General features: G+C 60.0%; 20 protein-coding genes. 11 read left to right on the top strand and 9 right to left on the bottom strand.

Going from position 1 to position 23,611, the window contains the following annotated elements:
* Positions 1-85: 85 nt before the first annotated feature.
* Entirely contained in the window at positions 86-1,342 is a 1,257-nt protein-coding gene (locus ABWL43_RS25210) for an MFS transporter (RefSeq protein ID WP_145162236.1), read from the bottom strand.
* A gap of 329 nt (positions 1,343-1,671) precedes the next feature.
* Between ABWL43_RS25210 and ABWL43_RS25205 the strand changes: the two genes are divergently transcribed.
* Genes ABWL43_RS25205 through ABWL43_RS25195 form a run of 3 tightly spaced genes read left to right on the top strand, consistent with a single transcriptional unit; the run spans position 1,672 to position 4,300 of the window.
* A complete protein-coding gene (locus ABWL43_RS25205; protein ID WP_106579300.1) occupies positions 1,672-3,111 on the top strand; it encodes a cytochrome ubiquinol oxidase subunit I in 1,440 nt (479 codons plus the stop codon).
* 1 nt (position 3,112) lies between these two features.
* Positions 3,113-4,120 (top strand): cytochrome d ubiquinol oxidase subunit II, encoded by a 1,008-nt coding sequence (gene cydB, locus ABWL43_RS25200; RefSeq protein WP_124418507.1) that lies wholly within the window; start codon positions 3,113-3,115, stop codon positions 4,118-4,120.
* Positions 4,121-4,132: 12 nt separating this feature from the next.
* Positions 4,133-4,300: a DUF2474 domain-containing protein gene (locus ABWL43_RS25195; RefSeq protein WP_071489954.1), complete on the top strand. Its 168-nt coding sequence runs from the start codon at positions 4,133-4,135 to the stop codon at positions 4,298-4,300.
* Between the two features lie 66 nt (positions 4,301-4,366).
* On the opposite strand, the gene ABWL43_RS25190 is transcribed toward ABWL43_RS25195, so the two are convergent.
* Both ABWL43_RS25190 and ABWL43_RS25185 read right to left on the bottom strand, forming a co-directional pair.
* Entirely contained in the window at positions 4,367-5,491 is a 1,125-nt protein-coding gene (locus ABWL43_RS25190) for a methyltransferase (RefSeq protein WP_404485103.1), read from the bottom strand.
* 166 nt (positions 5,492-5,657) lie between these two features.
* Positions 5,658-6,368, bottom strand: a complete 711-nt coding sequence (locus tag ABWL43_RS25185) for an autoinducer binding domain-containing protein (protein ID WP_404485101.1) — start codon at positions 6,366-6,368, stop codon at positions 5,658-5,660.
* A gap of 456 nt (positions 6,369-6,824) precedes the next feature.
* Between ABWL43_RS25185 and ABWL43_RS25180 the strand changes: the two genes are divergently transcribed.
* Entirely contained in the window at positions 6,825-7,601 is a 777-nt protein-coding gene (locus ABWL43_RS25180; RefSeq protein ID WP_404485099.1) for a ferredoxin--NADP reductase, read from the top strand.
* A gap of 57 nt (positions 7,602-7,658) precedes the next feature.
* Here the strand turns inward: ABWL43_RS25180 and mscL are convergent, their stop codons facing one another.
* Positions 7,659-8,075, bottom strand: a complete 417-nt coding sequence (mscL, locus tag ABWL43_RS25175) for a large-conductance mechanosensitive channel protein MscL (protein WP_106579295.1) — start codon at positions 8,073-8,075, stop codon at positions 7,659-7,661.
* A gap of 287 nt (positions 8,076-8,362) precedes the next feature.
* Here mscL and katB point away from each other — a divergent pair, with 287 nt between their 5' ends.
* From katB to ABWL43_RS25155, 4 genes are read left to right on the top strand one after another with little or no spacing between them, the layout of a single operon-like run.
* Complete coding sequence (katB, locus tag ABWL43_RS25170; RefSeq protein WP_242200363.1) at positions 8,363-9,904, top strand: catalase KatB; 1,542 nt, start codon at positions 8,363-8,365, stop codon at positions 9,902-9,904.
* Between the two features lie 58 nt (positions 9,905-9,962).
* Positions 9,963-10,502 carry an ankyrin repeat domain-containing protein gene (locus ABWL43_RS25165; RefSeq protein WP_404485097.1) on the top strand — a complete coding sequence of 180 codons (540 nt, stop codon included), beginning with the start codon at positions 9,963-9,965 and terminating at the stop codon, positions 10,500-10,502.
* A 35-nt stretch (positions 10,503-10,537) separates the two neighbouring features.
* Positions 10,538-11,905: a DNA repair protein RadA gene (radA, locus tag ABWL43_RS25160; RefSeq protein WP_017139308.1), complete on the top strand. Its 1,368-nt coding sequence runs from the start codon at positions 10,538-10,540 to the stop codon at positions 11,903-11,905.
* A gap of 27 nt (positions 11,906-11,932) precedes the next feature.
* Positions 11,933-12,667, top strand: a complete 735-nt coding sequence (locus ABWL43_RS25155) for a hypothetical protein (RefSeq protein ID WP_404485093.1) — start codon at positions 11,933-11,935, stop codon at positions 12,665-12,667.
* A 25-nt stretch (positions 12,668-12,692) separates the two neighbouring features.
* Here the strand turns inward: ABWL43_RS25155 and ABWL43_RS25150 are convergent, their stop codons facing one another.
* The 3 genes from ABWL43_RS25150 to ABWL43_RS25140 are packed head-to-tail and all read right to left on the bottom strand — an operon-like array spanning position 12,693 to position 14,278.
* Positions 12,693-13,439, bottom strand: coding sequence for a sulfite exporter TauE/SafE family protein (locus ABWL43_RS25150; RefSeq protein WP_404485091.1), 747 nt, complete (start codon positions 13,437-13,439; stop codon positions 12,693-12,695).
* Positions 13,440-13,477: 38 nt separating this feature from the next.
* The gene (locus tag ABWL43_RS25145) at positions 13,478-13,903 is read right to left on the bottom strand and encodes a hypothetical protein (protein WP_242200445.1); all 426 of its coding nucleotides are present in this window, start codon (positions 13,901-13,903) and stop codon (positions 13,478-13,480) included.
* A gap of 6 nt (positions 13,904-13,909) precedes the next feature.
* Entirely contained in the window at positions 13,910-14,278 is a 369-nt protein-coding gene (locus ABWL43_RS25140) for a PilZ domain-containing protein (protein ID WP_404485088.1), read from the bottom strand.
* Between the two features lie 174 nt (positions 14,279-14,452).
* On the opposite strand from ABWL43_RS25140, the gene ABWL43_RS25135 reads away from it, so the two are divergent.
* The 3 genes from ABWL43_RS25135 (at position 14,453) to yjiA (ending at position 17,872) form a co-directional block, all read left to right on the top strand.
* Complete coding sequence (locus ABWL43_RS25135) at positions 14,453-16,519, top strand: carbon starvation CstA family protein (RefSeq protein ID WP_106579291.1); 2,067 nt, start codon at positions 14,453-14,455, stop codon at positions 16,517-16,519.
* A 15-nt stretch (positions 16,520-16,534) separates the two neighbouring features.
* Positions 16,535-16,732, top strand: a complete 198-nt coding sequence (locus tag ABWL43_RS25130) for a YbdD/YjiX family protein (RefSeq protein ID WP_003194308.1) — start codon at positions 16,535-16,537, stop codon at positions 16,730-16,732.
* Between the two features lie 180 nt (positions 16,733-16,912).
* Complete coding sequence (gene yjiA, locus ABWL43_RS25125; RefSeq protein ID WP_404485084.1) at positions 16,913-17,872, top strand: GTPase; 960 nt, start codon at positions 16,913-16,915, stop codon at positions 17,870-17,872.
* Positions 17,873-18,057: 185 nt separating this feature from the next.
* Here yjiA and glyA read toward each other — a convergent pair whose 3' ends face one another.
* Together glyA and ABWL43_RS25115 are read right to left on the bottom strand one after the other, a co-directional pair.
* Positions 18,058-19,311: a serine hydroxymethyltransferase gene (glyA, locus tag ABWL43_RS25120; RefSeq protein WP_145162219.1), complete on the bottom strand. Its 1,254-nt coding sequence runs from the start codon at positions 19,309-19,311 to the stop codon at positions 18,058-18,060.
* 230 nt (positions 19,312-19,541) lie between these two features.
* Entirely contained in the window at positions 19,542-23,393 is a 3,852-nt protein-coding gene (locus ABWL43_RS25115; protein ID WP_404485081.1) for an EAL domain-containing protein, read from the bottom strand.
* Positions 23,394-23,611 lie beyond the last annotated feature (218 nt).

Genomic DNA, 23,611 nt, shown 5'->3' with positions numbered 1-23,611 from the left:
GAATGTATCGACTGACGCACCGCATTCGCGAGCAAGCCCGCTCCCACATTTTTTTGTAGTCCTGCACCCAGTCAGGCGGCGGTGCTCAGACCTTCGCCGCTTCAGCCTTCGGCTCTTCCACCGGCACATGCATCCGGTCGCGATTGGCCAGGGTTGGGAACAGTTTTATCCACACCCCGGTCACCAGCAGCGTGCCGATCCCGCCCATGACCACGGCGGGCACGGTGCCGAACCAGTGGGCGGTGATCCCCGATTCGAACTCGCCCAGTTGATTGGACGCGCCGATAAACAGGCCGTTGACCGCACTGACGCGGCCGCGCATTTCATCCGGCGTTTCCAGCTGCACGAACGACGCTCGGATCACCATGCTGATCATGTCCGCCGCGCCCAGCACCACCAGCACTGCCAGGGAAAACCAGAACGATGTCGACAGGCCGAACGCGATGGTCGCCACGCCAAACACGCCGACGGCAGTAAACATCACGCGCCCGACATGCCGATCCACCGAGAACCGCGCCAGCCACAACGACATCAACAACGCACCCACCGCCGGTGCCGAGCGCAGCAGGCCCAGGCCCCAGGCGCCGGTCAGCAGGATGTCCTTGGCAAACACCGGCAGCAACGCGGTGGCACCGCCCAGCAGCACGGCGAACAGGTCCAGAGAGATAGCGCCGAGGATGTCCGGGCGGCTGCGGATAAAGCGAATCCCGGCCAGCAGCGAGTCCATGGTGGCCTTGGCTTTGTTCAAAGGGGTCTGGCGCGCGGGCAGGTTGAGGGTCAGCACGCAGGCGATCAGGTACAGCGCCACTGTCGGGCCATACACCCACACGCTGCCGAATGCGTAGAGCAAACCGCCCAAGGCCGGCGCGACGATGGTTGCCAGTTGCTGCGCCGATTGCGACGAGGCCACGGCCCGCGGGAACAGCGCGCTGGGCACGATGCTTGGCAGCAGCGCCTGGGTGGTCGGCATTTCAAACGAACGCGCGGCGCCGAGCAGGAAGGCGAGGATAAAGATCATCTCGCGCGTCACGTTGCCGGTCAGGCCGCCGATGGCCAGGGACAAGGCAATCAGCGCCTGCACGGTCTGGCAGATGGCGGCGACCTTGCGCCGCTCATAGCGATCGGCCACATGCCCGGTGTGCAGCATGAACAATACGCGCGGGATGAATTCCACCAGGCCGACCAAGCCCAGGTCCAGCACGTTGCCGGTCAGTTGGTAGAGGTTCCAGCCGATGGCCACGGTGAGCATCTGGAAACCGCTGGCGGTGAAAATCCGAGCCAGCCAGAACGCGATGAAAGGGCGATGGTGACGCAACAGCAACGCAGGTTCACTCGTAGGCATCGGAATTCAGGTCGGGAGCAGAGGGAACGGCGAGATTAGCATCATGCTGTAACAAATAGTTGCAAGGGTTTGCTGTGCACCGGCATGAGGCAAGCTGTCACGCGGCAAAAGACCACGCCGTCCTACAGCGAAAATGGGACTACTCTTTGAGCAATGCTTGATCCAGATCAAAACCGGCCCCGGGATTGTTCTGGAGGCCGAAAGGCCCGATTCCCTACGTGGTTGGTTAAAAAAAGAAACGAATTGAAATTCGCCACACTCCATATCCGTGGGGGCAGTGGGTGCAGGCTTCCAGCCAGCAGCCGGTATTACCTGACAGAGGAAGACTTATGTTCGGTTTGGAGGCGCTAGATCTCGCCCGAATTCAATTCGCATTCACTATCTCGTTCCACATCCTGTTCCCGGCGATCACCATCGGCCTGGCCAGTTACCTTGCGGTGCTGGAAGGTTTGTGGCTCAAGACCCATAACGACACCTACCGTGACCTCTACCATTTCTGGTCGAAGATCTTTGCCGTCAACTTCGGCATGGGCGTGGTCTCGGGCCTGGTCATGGCCTACCAGTTCGGCACCAACTGGAGCCGCTTCTCGGACTTCGCCGGCGCGGTAACCGGGCCATTGCTGACGTACGAGGTGCTCACGGCCTTCTTCCTGGAGGCGGGTTTCCTCGGCGTGATGCTGTTCGGCTGGAACAAGGTGGGGCGCAAGCTGCACTTCTTTGCCACGGTGATGGTGGCCGTCGGTACGTTGATTTCGACCTTCTGGATTCTTGCGTCCAACAGCTGGATGCAGACCCCGCAAGGCTTTGAAATCGTCGACGGGCGCGTGATTCCTACCGACTGGCTGGCGGTGATCTTCAACCCGTCCTTTCCGTACCGGCTGATGCACATGGCCACGGCGGCCTTTGTGGCCACGGCGTTCTTCGTCGGTTCGTCGGCGGCCTGGCACCTGCTGCGCGGCAAGGACAACCCGGCGATCCGCACCATGCTCTCGATGGCAATGTGGATGGCGCTGATCGTGGCGCCTATCCAGGCGGTGATCGGTGACTTCCACGGCCTGAACACCCTCAAGCACCAGCCGGCGAAGATCGCCGCGATTGAAGGCCACTGGGAAAATATCGGCAACGAGCCGACGCCGCTGATCCTGTTCGGCCTGCCCGACATGAAGGCCGAAAAAACCAAGTACGCGGTCGAAATTCCTTACCTGGGCAGCCTGATCCTGACGCACTCCCTGGATAAACAGGTGCCGGCGCTCAAGGAGTTCCCGCCTGAAGACCGTCCCAACTCGACCATTGTGTTCTGGTCGTTCCGGGTCATGGTTGGCCTGGGCTTCCTGATGATCTTCACCGGCCTGTTCAGCCTCTGGCTGCGCCGGGGCGACAAGATGTACACCTCCAGGCCGTTCCTGTACCTGGCGCTGTGGATGGGCCCGTCCGGCCTGATCGCGATTCTCGCCGGCTGGTTCACCACCGAAATCGGCCGCCAGCCGTGGGTGGTCTACGGCCTGATGCGCACGGCGGATGCGTCCTCCGGGCATAGCCTGGCGCAGATGACGATCACCCTGGTGCTGTTCGTGGTGGTGTACTTCGCGCTGTTCGGCGCAGGGCTGGGCTACATGATGCGCCTGGTGCGCAAAGGGCCGCAGACCCACGAAGGCAGCGAGCCAACCCATGGTGGCCCTGGCCAGAAACGCACGCCGGCCCGTCCGTTGTCCGCCGCCGATGATGGCAGCGATGACGACCACGCCCACATTCAGCACAAGGGGAATTGAGATGGGTATTGATCTTCCGCTGATCTGGGCCGTGATCATCATCTTCGGCATCATGATGTACGTGGTCATGGACGGCTTCGACCTGGGTATCGGCATTCTCTTTCCGTTCATCCCAGGCAAAGTCGACCGTGACGTGATGATGAACACGGTCGCCCCGGTGTGGGACGGCAACGAAACCTGGCTGGTATTGGGCGGCGCGGCGTTGTTCGGCGCGTTCCCGCTGGCCTACTCGGTGGTGTTGTCGGCGTTGTACCTGCCACTGATCCTGATGCTGATCGGGCTGATCTTCCGTGGCGTGGCCTTCGAATTCCGTTTCAAGGCCAAGGACGACAAGCGCCACTTGTGGGACAAGGCGTTTATCGGCGGTTCCATTGCGGCGACCTTCTTCCAGGGCGTGGCATTGGGGGCGTTCATTGATGGCATTCCGGTGGTCGACCGCCAGTTTGCCGGGGGCTCGCTGGATTGGCTCACGCCGTTCACGATGTTCTGCGGCGTTGCGCTGGTCATCGCGTATGCCTTGCTCGGCTGCACCTGGCTGATCATGAAGACCGAAGGCAAGTTGCAGGAGCAGATGCACAACCTGGCGCGGCCATTGGCGTTCGTGGTGTTGGCGGTAATCGGCGTTGTGAGCTTGTGGACGCCTCTGGCGCACCCGGAAATCGCCTCGCGCTGGTTCACCCTGCCGAACCTGTTCTGGTTCCTGCCGGTGCCGATTCTGGTACTGGTGACCATGTACGGCTTGATCCGCGCGGTGGCGCGAAATGCGCACTACACGCCGTTCCTGCTGACGCTGGTGCTGATCTTCCTCGGCTACAGCGGCTTGGGTATCAGCCTGTGGCCGAACATCATTCCGCCGTCGGTCTCCATCTGGGACGCCGCTGCACCGCCGCAAAGCCAGGGCTTCATGCTGGTGGGCACGTTGTTCATCATCCCGTTCATCCTGGGCTACACCTTCTGGAGCTACTACGTGTTCCGCGGCAAGGTCACCCACGAAGACGGCTATCACTAGGAGGGTCGTTTCATGTCCGGCAAACCTTCGTTGCACGAGATCGAACAGGCCGAGAAGCAGCCGTTGTGGCGGCGCCTGGGGTGGCTGGCGATGATCTGGACCGGCAGCGTGCTGGCCCTGTTTGTCGTGGCCAGCCTGATGCGCATGTTCATGAGCGCGGCCGGCCTGACCACCCACTGACATCCCAATCCGGGCCTCGCGGCCCGGCTTTTCAGCCCTGCCACTCGCAAGAGCGGCAGGGTTTTTTTATTTGCGCGCTTTGAGAATCACAAACTTCGGCGTGGCCGCGACTTGCTCGACGCCACGGAACAGCTTCGCCAGCTTGCTGTGATAGCCCAGATGGCGGTTGCCGACGATATACAGCGCGCCACCAACGACCAGGGCGTCACGCGCCTGCTGGAACATGCGCCAGGCAAGGAAGTCACCGACCACCTGCTGTTGGTGGAAGGGCGGATTGCACAGCACCACGTCCAGCGACTGCGGCGCCTGGCCGGCCAGGCCGTCGTCGGCGCGCAGGGTGACCTCGCGAGCGCCCAGGGCGGCCTGCCAGTTCTCGGCCGCCGATTGCACGGCCATGTAGGACTCATCCACCAGCGTGTAGTGCGCGTCGGGGTTTTGCAGGGCGCTGGCGATCGCCAATACACCGTTGCCGCAGCCCAGGTCGGCCACGCGGGCGCTGCCGAGGCTTTTTGGCAGGTGTGGGAGGAAGGCGCGGGTGCCGATGTCCAGGCCTTCGCGGCAGAACACGTTGGCGTGATTGAGCAGTTCGATGGCCGGTGCGTCCAGGGTGTAGCGGGTAGGGTAGGGCGACACGGCGGTTGGGCGAGCCTCTGCGGTGGCGATCAGCAGCCGGGCTTTTTTGACCGCAAGCGAGGCGTGCATCGGCCCGATGTAGCGCTCCAGCAGTTCACCGGCGGCCCGTGGCAGGTGTTTGATCATCGCCCCGGCGATCACTTCGGCGCCTGGCGCCAGCTGGCTTTGCAGGCGAATCAACTGTTCTTCGAGCAAGGCCAGGGTTTTCGGCACGCGGATCAGCACGCGGTCGAAAGGCCCGGTGGCTACTTGCGAGGCCGGTACAAACGCTACGGCGTCAAACGCCTTGGCGTTGCGCACCAGGTTTTTCTCAAGGCCAAGGGCTGCCAGAAACGAATCGCCACTGGAGGTCACCTGCACCTGGCCTTCGAGGCTGGCCGCCAGGGCGCCGAAGCTGTCATTGAGCACCAGCACGCGGGTTGCCGAATTCAGCGACTGTTCGGCCAGGTAGTTGAGCAAGTACTCATCGGCGGCATCAAAGGCCTGCAGCGGGTCATTGTGTTGCTCTGGCTGGCGAATCAGATCGAGCTGGGCGAAGGGGCTGTCAAGCAGGGGCATGGCGGGGGAGGCTCTGGTCATCGATGGGCGTTCGACGGGCGTGGTACCCGGCGTAACCGTCTGAGTGTACGGCGAGGCGGCATTAAAGGCGCAGCTTCAACACTCAGAATTGGCCGTAAATGTTACGTTTTTTTCAGGGGGATTACATGCGGTGTTTCCAGCTTGGCTAAAACCACCCCGCTTTTGAGGCGCGCAGTACAGCTGCGATCTTGTTGGTAACGCCCAGTTTCTTCAGGCAACTGCTGATATGAAAGCCCACCGTACGCTCCGACAGGCACAGAATCGTGGCGATTTCCGAGGCGGTCTTGCCAATGGCTGACCATCTGAGAATTTCTATTTCCCGTGGGGTCAGTTTGCAAGGCGGCGTGATACTCGGTGTGTCGGCATATGTTTGCGCTACAACGGCGTGCATGGCGTGACACAGCCACAGTACTTGGCCTGCTTTCTCGTACAGCTCTTCAGGGCTGACGTTGCCGACACTTCGGGCCAGGGTCAGCATGCTGAACACACCCTGGAAGTCATGCACGGCTTGAGTCCATCCCAGATGCACACCAAACGATTCGGCCAGCGTCCATAGATGCGGCGCGGTGCTGAACGTTTTTTCATCCCAGACCAGCGGCATTACGCTGCGTTTGCAGTGGGCGACTACGGGGTCCACATCAAAAAAATGCGCTTGGTTATAAAGTGTATTCCATTCATTTGGATAGTTGTTTAATCGAATAGGTTTTGTTTGGTTAGCAGGTTGTTGGGAACTCATCGTAAATGAGCAATATTCAAAACCGAGCTGGAAAGTTTGATTGACGATCATCTCGTAAACAGTGGTGATCTTATTCTCGCCTTCCAGTTTTGGGAGTCTCGTGTTGCGCCAGTTAACCATAGGGTGAATCTCCATGGGGTAGGTGTGAGTTGGGTACGTCCTGGCTCCCAATGCGCCACGAACAGGAGTGTAGGATAAAGACTACATATTGAGATGAAAAAGATGTCAGTAAGATTGGCGATTTAAACTTCTTGAACTTGTACAACAACTGGGCTTTTGTGAAGGTTAGTTGCTGGCTGAAGAAAACTTATTGATTTTAATAGGTTGCGGAAACGGCCGATTCAGGGCTGTTTTTATGAACGCCATCATCTAATGGCCTATTGGATGAGGGGCGATAGCTAAATAGTTAGTGTGAGCATGAAATTCCCGACGAAGGTGCAATTGCCTCGAAAACATCAGCGTTTCACTGGCGTTACATTCGCGAATGCCCGAGCAATGAAAATGCCAGTACAAACCACCGGTGTTTCCCAGCGACGCTTTGAGGGACACTAGGGCACCTGTTCAACGGAGCCCCCCATGACGGCCAGTGCTGAGAAATTTACCCGCCAGACCTTGCTCGACGTGCAATCGCTGACCCCCAGCCTGTTTACCTTGCGTACCACTCGCGACCCGGGTTTTCGGTTTACCGCCGGCCAGTTCGTGCGCCTGGGGGTGAACACGGCGGATGGCAGCACCGTGTGGCGCGCTTATTCAATCGTGTCCTCACCGTTTGACGAGCACCTCGACTTCTTCTCCATTGTCGTTCCGGGTGGCGAGTTCACCAGTCAATTGAGCCGCCTGCGAGTGGGCGACACCTTGATGGTCGAGCGCCAGGCCACAGGCTTTCTGACGCTGAACCGATTTGTGGACGGGCGAGATTTGTGGCTGCTGGGCACTGGCACAGGCGTGGCGCCGTTCCTGTCGATCCTGCAGGACTTCGAGGTCTGGGAGAAATTCGAGCGCATTGTCCTGGTGTACAGCGCCCGCGAGGCCAAGGAGCTTGCGTATCAGGAACTGATCCACGCGCTGGGCGAGCGTGAGTACCTGGCCGAGTATGCGCACAAGCTGGTCTACATCCCCACCGTCACCCGCGAGCAATACCCTGGCGCCTTGAACGGTCGCATCACCACCTTGATCGAGAATGGCGAACTGGAGCGCGCGGCCGGCGTCGAGTTGACCCCCGAACACTCCCGCGTGCTGATTTGCGGCAACCCGCAGATGGTCGATGACACGCGCCAATTGCTCAAGCAACGCGACATGCAACTGAGCCTGAGCCGGCGCCCGGGCCAGGTGGCAGTGGAGAATTACTGGTAATACGGCGCATAAAAAAGGCGCCTGCAACAGGCGCCTTTTTTGCCAAACCCGTGCCGGTTAAAGCGGCTTGTCGTTCTGTGCCTTGAGCAGATCGCGGATCTCGCCCAGCAACACCTCTTCCTTGGTCGGCGTCGGCGGCAGGCTCGGGGCCACAGCCTCTTCACGCTTGAGGCGGTTGATCGCCTTTACGCCCATGAATATTGCAAACGCGACAATCAGGAAGTCGACCACGCTCTGGATAAACTTGCCGTAGGCCAACACCACCGCGGGGACGTTGCCCTGAGCGGCCTTGAGTGTGATTGCCAAATCGCCGAAGTCCACACCACCGATCAACAGACCGAGAGGCGGCATCACGACGTCGCCTACAAACGAGGAAACAATTTTGCCGAAGGCGGCGCCGATGATGATACCGACGGCCATATCGACCACATTGCCTTTGACCGCGAAGGCCTTGAACTCACTGATCACGCCCATAGGTTATTCCTTGTTACAGATGAGAAGGGTGGAGGTCAGTGTAAGTCAGTCGTAGAGGGCTTGCGCGACACAACCGTTAACACTGTCAGTTTTTATCGACACATTAAAACGCAAATAGTTTGCAAAGTGCCACCAATCGCGCGCGAAATACTCGCTATTTCAGTGGCTTACCATCGTATTTTCTTAATCGTCCCGGTGGGGTTTTTCTATTTATCTTCTGCGTCGCGGGTCACTAGCCTCTGGCAAGCACAACTGAATGTGCACTAGAAAAACCAGAGGAAACCTCGATGAAGAATCCAATCAAGCGCCGCCCGGTTATCGCGCGACACGCGCTGATACTGGCGAGCGCCAGCCTGCTTTCACTCTCCGTACACGCTGCCAACCTGACCCGCGATAACGGCGCGGCGGTGGGCGACAACCAGAACTCGCAAACGGCCGGCGCCAATGGCCCGGTGCTGTTGCAAGACGTGCAACTGATTCAAAAACTGCAACGCTTTGACCGTGAGCGCATTCCCGAGCGCGTGGTGCATGCCCGTGGCACCGGCGCCCACGGCACCTTCACCGTCACTGACGACCTCAGCGACCTGACCAAGGCCAAAGTGTTCGCGGCAGGCGAGGCCACGCCAGTGTTCGTGCGCTTCTCGGCCGTGGTGCACGGCAACCACTCCCCGGAAACCCTGCGCGACCCGCGCGGCTTTGCCACCAAGTTCTATACCGCCGAAGGTAACTGGGACCTGGTCGGCAATAACTTCCCGACGTTCTTTATCCGCGACGCTATCAAGTTCCCGGACATGGTTCATGCGTTCAAACCCGACCCACGCACTAACCTGGATGACGATTCCCGCCGTTTCGACTTCTTCTCCCATGTTCCAGAGTCCACTCGTACACTCACCGAGTTGTACTCCGACTCCGGCACCCCGGCCAGTTATCGGGAAATGGACGGCAACGGCGTACATGCCTACAAGTTGATTAATGCCAAGGGCGAAGTGCACTACGTCAAGTTCCACTGGAAGAGCCTGCAAGGCATCAACAACCTCGACCCCAAGCAAGTCACCGAAGTGCAAGGGCGTGACTACAGCCACATGACCCATGACTTGGTTACCCACATCAACAAGGGTGACTTCCCCAAGTGGGACCTGTATGTGCAAGTGCTCAAGCCTGAGGACTTGGCCAAGTTCGACTTCGACCCGCTGGACGCCACTAAAATCTGGCCGAACGTACCGGAACGAAAAGTCGGGCAGATGGTGCTGAACCGCAACCCGGCGAATGTCTTCCAGGAAACCGAACAAGTGGCCATGGCGCCGGCCAACCTGGTACCAGGTATCGAGCCTTCTGAAGACCGCCTGCTGCAAGGCCGGGTGTTCTCCTACGCCGACACGCAGATGTACCGCCTGGGCCCGAACGCCCTGCAACTGCCGATCAACGCCCCACGGGTAACCGTTAACAACGGTAACCAGGACGGCGCGATGAATGCAGGCAAAACCACTACCGGCGTGAACTACCAGCCAAGCCGCCTGCTGCCGCGCGAAGAGCCGCAAACCGCGCGCTACAGCCAGTCGGCGCTGTCGGGCAGCACCCAGCAGGCGAAGATCCAGCGTGAGCAGAACTTCAAGCAGGCCGGTGACTTGTACCGCTCGTACAACAAGAAAGAGCGTCAGGACTTGATCGACAACTTTGGCGGCTCGCTGGCCACCACCGATGACGAGAGCAAGCACATCATCCTGTCGTTCCTCTATAAGGCCGACCCGGAGTACGGCACCGGCGTGACCAAGGTCGCCAAGGGTGATTTGGCTCGCGTGAAAGCGCTGGCAGAAAAACTCACTGACTGACGTTGGTTCTGGTCGGCGCCCCTGTACGGGCGTCGACCCCTGGCAGGAGAACACCCTCATGCGTATTTCGATTGGTTTACTGATGGCGATGCTGGCTTTTGTCGCCCATGCCGAGTCGCCTGACCCGGTCGCGCTCAAGGCGCAGTTGCAGGACTACTATTTCGACGCCGCCCGCCGTGGCGATATCGACATGCTCAACACCTTCATCGAGTCCGGCTACAGCCTCAACACCCAGGACGACAAGGGCTACACTGCGCTGATCCTCGCCGCCTATCACGGCCAGGGCCCGTTCGTGGAGCGCCTGCTCAGCGCCGGCGCCGACGCCTGCGTGCAAGACAAACGCGGCAATACCGCCCTGATGGGCGCCATCTTCAAAGGCGAGCTGAAAATCGCCCAGCGCCTGCTGGCCACCGACTGCAACCCCGACCAACGCAACGGCGCCGGGCAGACCGCGGCCATGTACGCCGGGTTGTTCAAGCGCGTCGAACTGCTCGATGAACTCAAGGCCAAAGGCGCCGACCTCAACGCTGAAGACCCCATCGGCAACAGCGCTTCACGATTGGCCAGTGGTGAAATCCGGACCCCGGCGCCGCGCTGAGCTATCATCGCGGTTTTTCGGTTGGAGGTTCTCAAATGGCAAAGGCCAAGCGCATGTACGGCTGCACGGAGTGCGGCGCGACCTTTCCCAAGTGGGCCGGCCAATGCACCGAGTGCGGCGCGTGGAACACCCTGACGGAAACCATGATCGAAAGCGGCGGCGCCGCAGCGCCCACCGGCCGTGCCGGCTGGACCGGGCAACAGGCGCAGATCAAGACCCTGGCCGAAGTCAGCGTCGAAGAAATCCCGCGTTTCTCCACCGCGTCCGGTGAGCTCGACCGCGTGCTTGGCGGCGGCCTGGTGGACGGCTCGGTGGTGCTGATCGGCGGCGACCCGGGTATCGGCAAATCGACCATCCTGCTGCAAACCCTGTGCAGCATCGCCAGCCGCATGCCGGCCCTGTACGTCACCGGCGAAGAATCCCAGCAGCAAGTGGCGATGCGCGCCCGCCGCCTGGGCTTGCCCCAGGACCAACTGCGGGTGATGACCGAAACCTGCATCGAAAGCATCATCGCCACGGCGCGCATCGAAAAGCCCAAGGTCATGGTGATCGACTCGATCCAGACGATTTTCACCGAACAGCTGCAATCGGCGCCGGGCGGCGTGTCCCAGGTGCGCGAAAGCGCGGCGCTGCTGGTGCGTTATGCCAAGCAGAGCGGCACGGCGATCTTCCTGGTCGGCCATGTGACCAAAGAAGGTGCGCTGGCCGGTCCGCGGGTACTCGAACACATGGTCGACACCGTGCTGTATTTCGAGGGTGAATCCGATGGCCGTTTGCGCTTGCTGCGAGCGGTGAAGAACCGCTTCGGCGCGGTGAACGAACTGGGCGTGTTTGCCATGACCGACCGTGGGCTTAAAGAAGTCTCCAACCCCTCGGCGATTTTTCTCACACGCGCACAAGAAGAAGTCCCAGGCAGCGTGGTGATGGCAACGTGGGAAGGCACCCGCCCGATGTTGGTGGAGGTGCAGGCGCTGGTGGATGACAGCCATTTGGCCAACCCGCGCCGCGTGACCCTTGGCCTGGACCAGAATCGCCTGGCGATGCTGCTGGCGGTGCTGCACCGTCACGGCGGCATTCCCACCCACGACCAGGACGTGTTTCTCAACGTGGTCGGTGGGGTGAAGGTGCTGGAAACCGCCTCCGACCTGGCGTTGATGGCGGCGGTGATGTCCAGCCTGCGCAATAAACCGTTGCCGCATGATTTGCTGGTGTTTGGTGAGGTCGGCCTGTCGGGTGAAGTACGCCCGGTGCCGAGCGGCCAGGAGCGTCTGAAGGAGGCGGCCAAGCACGGCTTCAAGCGCGCGATTGTGCCCAAGGGCAACGCGCCCAAGGAAATGCCGGCAGGGTTGAAGGTGATCGGTGTAACCCGCCTGGAGCAGGCGCTGGATGCACTGTTCGAATAATTCATGGATCAGTCAGGGATGAGTGCAATGCACAACTCGAACCGCTGGGCAGCCGCTGCCCTGTTCATGGCCTTGGTAGGGTTGCCGATGGGCGCTTTGGCCGAGCCGGCCAAGCTGCCGGTCGGTTACCGATCGGCCCAGACGTTGGCAACGCAAGACGCCAGCGTATTGCAGGTACTGGAAGACCAGCGCATCAGCGCCCAGTTGCACAAAGACAGCTGGGGCAATGGCCTGGATGAGGAGTCGTTTGACGAGCCCGGTGATCTGGTTGAACACCCGCTGCTCAACGCCCGACTGCGCTTGCTGTCGGCGTCCGGAGAAGTGCTGGCAAGCGAAGAACTCGGCTACCCCTTGGCCCAGGTGGAGAAGGCCCCCATCAATGGGCTGCCGGAACCTGTGTATTTTTTGACCATCGATCAAACCGCGCCGATGGGCAGCTACAGCGGCCCCGCGACGCACCTGCTGCTGCCGAGCCGGCAGCAACTCACGCCGCTGAATTACAAGGGCGCCGACGCTAAGGTCGAGCCGCTGACCCTGGCCCAGACCGGCAAAGCCGCCTGGCAGATCGCCACGCCAGCCGCCGGCGGTACGGATGAGTTACTGCAGGTCTCGTCCTTTATGGACGGTGATGGCGACGATGATTTCGCAACCCGCTACACGACCTATCGTTTTATCGATGGGCAATGGCAGGCCGTGTCGCGTCAGAAGGCGGGTTATTGGGACACGGAAAGCGACTTCCCCCCGAGTGCCGCGTTTCCCTGACTGTCGCTTTTGCGTGAGAGAGTCACTACCAAAAGATCATTTTCAACGCCAAGGCAATCACGACTACGTTGAAAGCGCTTTCCATCCACTTATCGCCTTTGTGTAGAGCAAACTTGGCGCCCGCATTGGCGCCAAATAGCGTGCCTATGATCAGGCAACACCCGTACTGCCAATTAATGATTCCGCTGACACCGAATATTATTAACGAGCCGACTGAGAGGATGAGGCCTCCCACCTTACGCGTGCCAATTGACTCACTGATCGTTTTTTTAAAAAATATAATATACAAATAAGTTGATAGCTTGGCCTGCCCGCCGAACAGGCCGCCAATCATGCCGACGGGAATAAACAGGATATAGCCGCAAAAGCGTCTAAGCGAAGAGGGGGCCGTCTTCGGCGAGTGGGGCTTCCTGATGAGTGAAAGCCTCACCAGTAGCAGCGTCAGGCCGCCAATGATTTTATGCAGCAGCGCCGGATCTATTTGCACGAGTAAACTTGCACCGACCAAGGCGCCAGCCAACCCAAGTGCGGCGGCGGGGGCCGCTAACCTGTAATCCACTTTTCCATTGTTATGAAAGTGTCTTAATCCGGCAAACATCGTCCCTACCGAAGCCAGGCGGGCTGTCGCTATCGACGCCTGTGGGGATATTCCGAGCCAGATCATCACCGGCACTGTTAGAAATACACTGCCGCCGGTATTGGTGCCGATAAAACCCGTCATAAAACCCAGTACGACTAACCCTGCGCCTATCAGCCACTCATGCTCAATCATATTGAAAGACCTGCATTCCTGATGACGTGCATTAATTGTTATTCGTTCAAATAGAGGGGGTCTACCCAATGGTAGCAATTGCGGTCCCTGCTATTAGCGGTTAGATGCAGTTTTGCGGTGTGCACAAAGCTATATTCACCAATGATCGGACGACGGCGATCAAAGGTGTCGCCCATCGCTTTTGAAACAAGACTACTGAGTTTTAATACCTTTTGGCTTTTGCCGCTGCACAATATTGAATTGAAATGAAGATTTGTAATCAGTAGACATGTCTCAGTGATACCGCAGCGTTCGCCGATGCCATTCACGGTGCACGACACAAAGGTAGCGCCTGCTTCGATGGATGCCAGTGTATTGGCCATTGCCAAACCTCTGTCATCATGGAAATGCACTTCTAAGTCAACGTTGGGTAATGCCTGTTTAATCAGCTGAACTGTGGATCGAACCTTGAAAGGCTCACAGATGGGTTTTCAAATCTCTAACAATGCGCCCAGCTCACGCTCCAGTTCTTCCTGATCGCCCACATTCAGCTCAATCAACCGCCGCAGGTGGCTGATCGAGTCCAGGTCAATGTGTTCGCACACAAACCCCAATTGCCCGTGGTCGTCATGGGCCAGCTTCACCTGCATCTTTATATGCGCCTGCGGGTCAAGGCGGATGTCCACGTCGAACGACTCCGTGCGATTGCCCTGCCAGTCATCCGGGCGTTGCACCAGCAAACCTTTGAGCGACACGTCCACCAATTGCACCGGCCAATTCCAGCCGTTCTGCGCAATGGTGGTTCGTGCATCGAAGGCGATACGCCGAAAATGGCGTCGATCGGACGACTGTTCGTTCATGCTCAAATCCTCTGTGGATAGAAGGATTGTAGCCCTGCGCCATCATCTAGCTTTTATTTGTGCTTTTTTTGCCCGTGCAAGGCTCTAGACCAATGTAGGGGGGTGGTCTTTAAAGCCAACAGCGCTAAACTCGGATTCGCTGTCCTTTCTGTCCACCCTGGCTGGAATATAAAAATGAAAAATAATAATAGCCTGCTACGCCACCTACCCTGGCTGGTGCTGGCAATCGTAGGAGCGTGCGCCCTTGGCGTAGTGGCCTTGCGCCGCGGCGAGGCGATCAACGCCTTGTGGATTGTGGTCGCTGCTGTGGCCATCTACCTGGTTGCGTATCGTTACTACAGCCTGTTCATCGCTAACAACGTGATGCAACTCGATCCACGGCGGGCCACCCCCGCAGTGCTCAACAATGACGGTCTGGACTATGTGCCGACCAACAAACACATCCTTTTTGGCCACCACTTTGCGGCGATTGCCGGTGCAGGCCCGCTGGTCGGCCCGGTACTGGCGGCGCAAATGGGCTACCTGCCCGGCACCCTGTGGCTGATTGCTGGCGTAGTGCTGGCCGGTGCAGTGCAAGACTTCATGGTCCTGTTCCTGTCCACCCGTCGCAATGGCCGTTCCCTTGGCGACATGGTTCGCGAAGAGATGGGCCGCATCCCGGGGACCATCGCGCTGTTTGGCTGCTTCCTGATCATGATCATCATCCTCGCGGTGCTGGCGCTGATCGTGGTCAAGGCCCTGGCCGAAAGCCCATGGGGCATCTTCACCGTAATGGCGACCATCCCGATTGCGATGTTCATGGGCGTGTACATGCGCTACATCCGCCCGGGCCGCATTGGTGAAATCTCGGTGATCGGCGTGCTGTTGCTGCTCGGTTCGATCTGGCTGGGCGGGCAGATTGCCGCTGACCCGGTATGGGCCAAGGCGTTCTCCTTCACCGGGATCCAAATCACCTGGATGCTGATCGGCTACGGCTTCGTTGCCGCAGTACTGCCGGTGTGGCTGATCCTGGCGCCACGTGACTACCTCTCCACCTTCCTCAAAATCGGCACCATCATCGCCCTGGCGATCGGCATCCTCGTCACCATGCCAGAGCTGAAAATGCCGGCCTTGACCCAATTCATCGACGGCACCGGTCCGGTGTGGAAGGGCGGCCTGTTCCCGTTCCTGTTCATCACCATCGCGTGTGGCGCGGTTTCGGGTTTCCACGCGCTGATTTCCTCGGGCACCACGCCCAAGCTGTTGGATAACGAAGTCAACGCCCGTTACATCGGTTACGGCGCGATGCTGATGGAATCGTTCGTGGCCATCATGGCAATGGTTGCCGCGTCGGTGATCGAGCCTGGCGTGTACTTCGCCATGAACAGCCCGGCCGCCGTGGTTGGCGGTGATGTGATGGCCGTGGCACAAACCGTCAGCAGCTGGGGTTTTGCGATTACGCCGGAAGCGCTGCAAGCAGTGGCCCATGACATCGGCGAAACTACCATCCTGGCACGTGCCGGCGGTGCGCCGACCCTCGCGGTGGGTATCGCGCAGATCCTGCACAGTGTGTTGCCGGGTGAAAACACCATGGCGTTCTGGTACCACTTTGCGATCCTGTTCGAAGCGCTGTTCATCCTGACGGCGGTTGACGCCGGTACCCGTGCCGGTCGCTTCATGCTTCAGGACTTGCTCGGCTCCTTCGTGCCGTCGCTCAAGCGCACCGAATCCTGGACCGCCAACCTGATTGCAACCGCAGGTTGCGTGGCAATGTGGGGTTACCTGCTGTACCAAGGCGTGATCGACCCATTGGGCGGCATCAACACCTTGTGGCCGCTGTTCGGTATCTCCAACCAGATGCTGGCCGGGATCGCGCTGATGCTCGCCACGGTCGTGCTGATCAAAATGAAACGCCAGCGCTACATCTGGGTGACCATGCTGCCGGCGGTCTGGCTGCTGATCTGCACCACCACGGCGGGCTTCATCAAGTTGTTCGACGCGAACCCTGCGATTGGCTTCCTGTCGCTGGCCAAGAAGTACAGCGATGCCCTGGCTGGTGGCCAGATCCTGGCGCCGGCCAAGAACATCGACCAGATGCAACACGTGATCTGGAACGCCTACACCAACGCAACGCTCACGGCGCTGTTCCTGTTCGTGGTGTTCAGCATCCTGTTCTATGCGCTCAAGGTCGGCGTCGCCGCCTGGGGCAACAAAGAACGTACGGATAAAGAAGCCCCGTTCCAGGCGGTTCCGGACGCGTAATCGAGGATTGCAACCATGTTCAATGACATCAGTCGCCTCGGTAAATACCTCGGTCAGGCCGCGCGCCTGATGGTCGGCATGCCCGACTACGACACCTACGTCGAGCATATGCAAACCAAACACCCGGACAAACCGGTGATGGACTACAAGGCGTTCTTCCGGGAGCGCCAGGAAGCCCGTTACGGGGGCAAGGGTGGGCCCAAGTGCTGCTGACCTGCCTTTTGGGTTAGCGCAATTGCCCTGTGAACGCAGGGCGTTATGTGGGAGCTGGCTTGCCTGCGATAGCATCACCTCGGTCTGATTGAAAAACCGAGTGGTCTGCATCGCAGGCAAGCCAGCTCCCACATTTGTTTTGTGTTCCTTCAGTCATTTCATCTGAAAAGGAGAATTTTTTTGTCCTCTCCCATCCCCGTCACCATCCTCAGCGGCTTTCTCGGCGCCGGCAAAACCACCTTGCTGCGCCACCTGCTCAAGGCCGAGCACGGCTTGAAAATCGCCGTGATCGAAAACGAATTCAGTGACGCCGGTATCGACACCCAGCTGCTGGGCGCAGAACCTGTGCAAGTCATGACCCTGTCCAACGGTTGCGTGTGCTGCACCATCCACACCGACCTGACCAAAGCCCTGTACCTGCTGCTCGAGCGCCTGGACAGCGGCGAGATTGCCTTCGACCGCCTGGTGATCGAGTGCACCGGCCTGGCCGACCCGGCACCGGTGGCCCAGACCTTTTTCATCGACGAAGAACTGCGCGAGCGCTACCTCCTCGACGGCATCATCACCTTGGTGGACGCGGCCCACGCCGAACACCACCTGACCCAGACCATCGCCCAGGCCCAGATCGGTTTTGCCGACCGCCTGCTGGTGAGCAAGCGCGACCTGGTGGACGCAGCGACCTTCGACGCCCTCAGCCAGCGCCTGACCCGCATCAACCGGCGCGCGCCGATCCGTGTGGTCGACCACGGCGCCATCGACCTGGCGGAATTGCTCGATGTGCGCGGCTTCAACCTCAACGCCGGCATGGGCCTGCGCCCGGTCAGCGCGGCGCCGGCCATCGACCGCATTTCCAGTCTGGTGCTGCGCACCGACCAGCCGCTGGATATCGACCGCCTCAGCGAGTTCATGAACGAGCTGCTGGAAGACCACGGCAAGCAATTGCTGCGCTACAAGGGCGTGCTGAACATTGCCGGCGAAGACCGGCGCATGGTGTTCCAGGGCGTGCTCAAGCTTTACGGGTTCGATTGGGACACCGAATGGGCCGAGGGCGAGGCGCGCGAAAGTGTGATTGTGTTTATTGCTGATGAGTTACCGGAAGACAAAATCCGCGACGGCTTTGCCAAGGTCTACCAATCCTGACTTGAAACACGGTCCACTGTGGGCGCTGGCTTGCCTGCGATTGCGGTGGGCCAGGCAATGATGTGCCCGCTGACAGGCCGCTATCGCAGGCAAGCCAGCTCCCACAGGTGATTGCATTTCAAGTTGAAATTTGGCCATAAAAAAGCCCGGCGCTAAGGCCGGGCTTTTTATTCAAGCTATTGCAATCAAGCGCCGTACACCGGCAGCTTTTTGCAGATGGCCTTGACCTTCTCACGCACCGCGTCGATCACGGCTTCGTTGTTCAGGTCAGCCAGGATGTCGCAGATCCAGCCAGCCAGTTCTTTGCACTCTGCTTCCTTGAAGCCGCGCGTGGTCACAGCCGGGGTGCCGAAGCGCAGGCCGGAGGTGACGAACGGCGAACGTGGGTCGTTCGGCACGGAGTTTTTGTTCACGGTGATGAAGGCTTTGCCCAGGGCAGCGTCAGCATCTTTACCGGAAATGTCCTGCTTGATCAGCGACAGCAGGAACAGGTGGTTTTCAGTACCGCCGGACACCACGTCGTAGCCGCGTTCGATGAACACGCCGGCCATGGCCTTGGCGTTCTTGACCACTTGTTGCTGGTAAGTCTTGAACTCAGGCTGCAGGGCTTCTTTGAAGCAGATCGCTTTGGCGGCGATGACGTGCTCCAGCGGGCCACCTTGGGCGCCTGGGAATACGGCGGAGTTCAGCTTCTTCTCGATCTCGGCGTTGGCGCGCGCCAGGATCAGGCCGCCACGTGGGCCGCGCAGGGTTTTGTGCGTAGTGGTGGTGACCACGTCAGCGTAAGGCACCGGGTTCGGGTAGACGCCAGCGGCGACCAGACCGGCTACGTGAGCCATGTCAACGAACAGGTAGGCGCCGACTTTGTCAGCGATAGCGCGGAAACGTGGGAAGTCCAGGATCTGCGAGTAAGCAGAGAAACCGGCCACGATCATTTTAGGCTTGTGCTCGACCGCCAGACGCTCGACTTCGTCGTAGTCGATCAGGCCGTTGGCATCGATACCGTACTGAACGGCGTTGTACAGCTTGCCGGAGGAGGAAACGCTGGCGCCGTGGGTCAGGTGACCGCCGTGGGCCAGGCTCATGCCCAGGATGGTATCGCCGCCTTGCAGCAGGGCCAGGTACACGGCGCTGTTGGCTTGGGAGCCGGCGTGCGGCTGGACGTTGGCGTAATCGGCGCCGAACAGTTCCTTGGCACGGTCAATGGCCAACTGCTCAACCACGTCGACGTACTCGCAACCACCGTAGTAGCGCTTGCCTGGGTAGCCTTCGGCGTACTTGTTGGTCAGAACCGAACCTTGAGCCTCCATGACCGCGGGGCTGGTGTAGTTTTCCGAAGCGATCAGCTCAATGTGCTCTTCCTGGCGCACGGCTTCTTGCTCCATGGCGGCAAAGAGATCGGCGTCGTACTTGGCAATAGTCAAATCACGGCTGAACATGGCGGTCCTCAAGGATCGGGGGCAGAAAAGGAGGGCATTCTAACCCAATGGGTTTTAGATGGCATATGAAAGGACATCATGTCGCGGACAAGTGGGGCTCATCTGGGGATAAGCGGTGACTGTGCTGGCCCTATCGCAGGCAAGCCAGCTCCCACACTTGAATGGGTTCACAGATCAAAATGCGGGAGCGGGCCTGCCCGCGATGAGGCCATCAGCCGCACCGCAAGATCTCAGTCGAACATGAACAGCGCGTCGTTGCTGAACTGCGCCTCAAACCGATTCGCCGGCATCGGCCGCCCAAACAGATACCCCTGCACTTCATCGCAGCCATGCTCGCGCAGGAAGTCCAGCTGCTCATGGGTTTCCACACCCTCGGCGATTACCGCCAGGTTCAGGCTGTGGGCCATGGCGATAATGGCGCGGGCGATTTGCGCGTCTTGCTCGCCGGAGGGCAGGCCATCGACAAAAGTGCGGTCGATCTTCAACACGTCGATGGGGAATTGCTTGAGGTAGTTGAGCGACGAATAACCCGTGCCAAAGTCGTCCACCGCGATGCTCAGCCCGAGGTTTTTCAGGCTGGCGAGGATCTGCATCGCTTCGTTGACTTCGCGCATCAGGATACTTTCGGTCAGCTCCAGCTCCAGGCACGCCGGCGGCAGGCCGGTGTCCCTGAGAATGGAGGCGATGCGCTCGCCCAGTTGGCCATCGGAGAACTGCCGCGCCGAGATGTTCACCGAGACTTTCGGTACCCGCACCTTGTTCTGGTGCCAGGTCTTGAGCTGGCGACAGGCCTCGCTGAGCACCCAGTCGCCCACGTCCACCACCAGTCCCAACTCTTCCAGCACCGGAATGAAATCACCCGGCGGCACCAGCCCGCGGCGCGGGTGGCGCCAGCGCAGCAGGGCTTCGGCGCCGGTCAAGCGTTTGCCATCGCCACTGAACTGCGGCTGGTAATACAGCACGAATTCGTTCTGATCCAGCGCGTGGCGCAGGTCGCTTTCCAGCTCCAGACGCTCCAGGGCGCTGGCGTTCATGTCCGCCTGATAGAACTGGAAGTTGTTTTTGCCGCGTTCCTTGGCGTGGTACATCGCGGTGTCGGCGTTCTTCATCAGCTGGCTCAGTTCGTTGCCGTCCTGCGGGCTCAAGGCGATACCGATACTGGCGGTCACAAAGAACTCGCGGCCTTCGAGCACAAACGGCCTCACCAGGCTGGCCAGGATCTGCTCGGCCACGTGAATCGCGCGGTTCAGCGCCATGTCGCGGCTCACCCGTGGTTGCAAGAGCAAGGTGAACTCGTCGCCGCCCATGCGCGCCACGGTGTCGTCCTCGGCCACGCAGCCCAGCAGGCGCGTGGCCATTTCCTTGAGCATGCGGTCGCCGGCGGCGTGGCCCAGGGAGTCGTTGATCGGCTTGAAACGGTCGAGGTCGAGGAACATCAGCACCACCCACGACTTCTGCCGTTCCGCTGCCTGCAGGGCCGTGTGCAGGCGGTCCTGGAACAGCGTGCGGTTGGGCAGGTGGGTCAGGGCGTCGTAATACGCCAGGCGGTGGATGCGCTGCTCGCTGGCCTTGCGCTCACTGATGTCGCTGAAGAAACACACGTAGCTGGCCAGGTCGCCTTCATCATCGAACACGGCGGTAATGCCGACCCACGCCGGGTAATGCTCGCCGTTGCGGCGCTTGAGCCACACTTCGCCTTCCCAGGTGCTGTGCTGGTGCAGTTGCTTGAGCACATAACGCAGGTGGGCTTCCTGTTGTTCGTCGACGGTGAGCATGTTCGGCAACTGGTCGAGCACATCCGCGACGGCATAGCCGCTGACCCGGCTGAAGGCCTCGTTGGCCTGCACGATATAGCCGGCCGGGTCGGTGATCAGGATCGCTGAAGTGGAGTGTTCGAATACCGTGGCCGCCATGCGCAGGTCTTTTTCGGCGCGGCGTTGCTGGCTGATATCGCGGCCCACGCCGAGGATGCCTTCAAACGCGCCGTGTTCGTCCCACACCAGCACCAGGCGCAGCTCGATCGGCACCTTGCGGCCATCGGCGCGCAGGCAGTCGAACAGGAACAGCTGGGTTTGCACGTCATCGCGCAGCTTGTTCAGCGCCGCAGTGTCGCCCAGCGAGCGGCTGACCTGCTCCATCAGGCTGTAAATGCCGGACAGTTGTTGCGGGTTGGCGATGATCGACTGCCAGCCATTCTTGAACACCCAATCCACGTCATAACCCAGCACGGCATTGACCGACGGGCTGATGTAGTTGAGGGCCAACTGGCTGTCAGTGGAGCAAATCACGTCGCTGATACTTTCGGCCAGCATGCGGTAGCGCTGCTCGCTGTCGCGCAGGGACTCGCTGGCTTCAATCTGATCGGTAATGTCTTTGGCCACGCCGATAATCCGCGTAACCACCGCCGTTTTGTCGCGGGCCAGGGCTTGCTCGCGGATATCGAAGCGGCGCCATTGGTTGTTGCGGTGCCGAAAGCGCAGTTGGCAATGCAGCTGCGTGGTGTAGCCGACTTCACGTTGTTGCTGGCGCAGGTCGTGGTAATACTGGGCATCGTCGGGGTGCAGCAGGATTTCCCAGAAGTACTCGCCCATTTGCGCCAGTTCGGCTCTGTTATAGCCGAGGGTGTGGCCCAAATGGTGGTTGCTGAAAATCATCCGCTGGCTGATCACATCCTGCACATACAGGTGATCCGGCACGGTGCGCACCACGTCTGACCAGAAACGCTCACGCTCCACCAGCGACAGTTCGATCAGCTTGCGGCTGGTGATGTCACTGATACTGAGGATGACCGCCTTGAAGTCGTCCTGCTGCTCGGGCAGGCGCATCACCAGCCACAGGTACTGGTCGTTGCCGGCGAGGTCGTTGAGCTGAATTTCCAGCTCCAGCTGTTTTTGCTGGGTCAGTACGGCTTCCAGAACCTGATAGCCGATGGCCGTGGCGTTGCGCGGGCAGTCATCGATCAGACGCTCCCAGGCTTGCTCGCAAGAACTGACGTTCAACAGGCGCACAGCCACCTGGTTGACCTCGGTGACGCGTAACTCCTTGAGCAGTTGCTGGCGTTCCTCGACGTGGGTGTGCAGCCAGGCCTGTAATTGCTCGCGGGTGCGCAAGTTGGTTTTGTCGAAAAAGGCCTTCAAGCCCGACAGATCGAGCACACAAAGCGCCACGCCGGTGCCTTCGAAAATATCCTGATAGCGGCGCCGGCCCTCATGCACCTGGCGCTGGCGACGACGCATGTTCAGCAGCACGATCACCGGGATCAGCGAAAAGGCCAGGCCCAGCAGGCATTTGCCGATGAAGGCCGGCAGCAGTTGCTCCAGCACGGCGCTGCGGTCGAACAGCCCGCGCAACTGCCAGTCACTTTTGCTCAGGGGCGTGACCAGTACGCTTTTGTTCAATTCGTCCGGGGTCAGCGCAGAGGCCCATTGCGCCGGCATACCGCTGTCACGGCTGACCACGCGGTGGTTGAGGCGGTTCTCGATGGCCCACATCGGGCGCTGGCCCTGGCCGTCCTGGCGGGTCAGGTTGGTCAGGTAGTTGGGCGCCAGGCGCAGCGCCCAATACATCCGCGAGCCGCCGCTGGGCTGGTGCAGCAATAAATAGATGATCGTGCCGTCGGGGTTGTTGCTCAGGTAATAAGGTTGCGAGTGACTGCGCTGTACCAGCTCTTCAAGCCAGGCGCTGTCCTGGCTGTCTTTGGCGCTGTCGCTGATCATCGCGCCGCTGGGGGCGAGCAGGGCGACACTGCGCAGTTCCGGCAGCGAACGTTGCAAGGTGCGCACCAGCGTCTGTTGCTGTTCGTCATTGCGCGGTGGCTCGACCATCGGCAGCAAATTCAGGGCGATTTTGGCGCTCAGGGCCATGTTCAAGCTGATCTGTTCAGCCAGGTCGGCGCTGTAGTCGATGGTGTATTGCTGTTGGTTTTTCTGGTTTTGCTGCAGTTGGTCCAGCAGTTGCCAGAACAATAACGCGAGCAGCAGCAGGACAAGCGTCGCCAATGCGCCTTTGAGGGTGCCGTGCAGGGGCGCTCCCGGCGCTATATGAGCGGCGCGCAGGGGAGTGGGCGGCGTGACTTTGGACAAGCTGTGATCCTGCGGTTTGGCTGGACTGGCGCGCGACGTGCACTATAAGCCGGACGCCCGGAGGGCGGCTAGCATGCCTTGACTTGTGGCAAAGTGCCAGCCCTGCCTGGCTGGACTGACCAAGCGCATTCAGGTAGCTTTGCCGGTTACGCGGGGGCGTTCCAGCCCCAGACATTCAGGCTTTTTGCGCACGAAGGCATTGACCACCGTCAACGGCC

The sequence above is a fragment of the Pseudomonas sp. HT11 genome, from assembly GCF_044875395.1.
In the GTDB taxonomy this organism is placed as follows: Bacteria; Pseudomonadota; Gammaproteobacteria; order Pseudomonadales; family Pseudomonadaceae; genus Aquipseudomonas.
Note: the sequence above shows the minus strand (reverse complement) of the source record. Positions and strands in the feature narration are given on the sequence as shown.

Bases quoted from the DNA above. Each gene is read 5' to 3' on its own strand.
- ABWL43_RS25165 (WP_404485097.1), top strand. From the start codon at position 9,963: ATGCGTATTTCGATTGGTTTACTGATGGCGATGCTGGCTTTTGTCGCC.
- ABWL43_RS25195 (WP_071489954.1), top strand. From the start codon at position 4,133: ATGTCCGGCAAACCTTCGTTGCACGAGATCGAACAGGCCGAGAAGCAG.
- radA (WP_017139308.1), top strand. From the start codon at position 10,538: ATGGCAAAGGCCAAGCGCATGTACGGCTGCACGGAGTGCGGCGCGACC.
- cydB (WP_124418507.1), top strand. From the start codon at position 3,113: ATGGGTATTGATCTTCCGCTGATCTGGGCCGTGATCATCATCTTCGGC.
- ABWL43_RS25185 (WP_404485101.1), bottom strand. From the start codon at position 6,368: ATGGTTAACTGGCGCAACACGAGACTCCCAAAACTGGAAGGCGAGAAT.
- ABWL43_RS25190 (WP_404485103.1), bottom strand. From the start codon at position 5,491: ATGCCCCTGCTTGACAGCCCCTTCGCCCAGCTCGATCTGATTCGCCAG.
- ABWL43_RS25150 (WP_404485091.1), bottom strand. From the start codon at position 13,439: ATGATTGAGCATGAGTGGCTGATAGGCGCAGGGTTAGTCGTACTGGGT.
- katB (WP_242200363.1), top strand. From the start codon at position 8,363: ATGAAGAATCCAATCAAGCGCCGCCCGGTTATCGCGCGACACGCGCTG.
- ABWL43_RS25155 (WP_404485093.1), top strand. From the start codon at position 11,933: ATGCACAACTCGAACCGCTGGGCAGCCGCTGCCCTGTTCATGGCCTTG.
- glyA (WP_145162219.1), bottom strand. From the start codon at position 19,311: ATGTTCAGCCGTGATTTGACTATTGCCAAGTACGACGCCGATCTCTTT.
- ABWL43_RS25130 (WP_003194308.1), top strand. From the start codon at position 16,535: ATGTTCAATGACATCAGTCGCCTCGGTAAATACCTCGGTCAGGCCGCG.
- ABWL43_RS25205 (WP_106579300.1), top strand. From the start codon at position 1,672: ATGTTCGGTTTGGAGGCGCTAGATCTCGCCCGAATTCAATTCGCATTC.
- ABWL43_RS25210 (WP_145162236.1), bottom strand. From the start codon at position 1,342: ATGCCTACGAGTGAACCTGCGTTGCTGTTGCGTCACCATCGCCCTTTC.
- mscL (WP_106579295.1), bottom strand. From the start codon at position 8,075: ATGGGCGTGATCAGTGAGTTCAAGGCCTTCGCGGTCAAAGGCAATGTG.
- ABWL43_RS25135 (WP_106579291.1), top strand. From the start codon at position 14,453: ATGAAAAATAATAATAGCCTGCTACGCCACCTACCCTGGCTGGTGCTG.
- ABWL43_RS25180 (WP_404485099.1), top strand. From the start codon at position 6,825: ATGACGGCCAGTGCTGAGAAATTTACCCGCCAGACCTTGCTCGACGTG.
- ABWL43_RS25140 (WP_404485088.1), bottom strand. From the start codon at position 14,278: ATGAACGAACAGTCGTCCGATCGACGCCATTTTCGGCGTATCGCCTTC.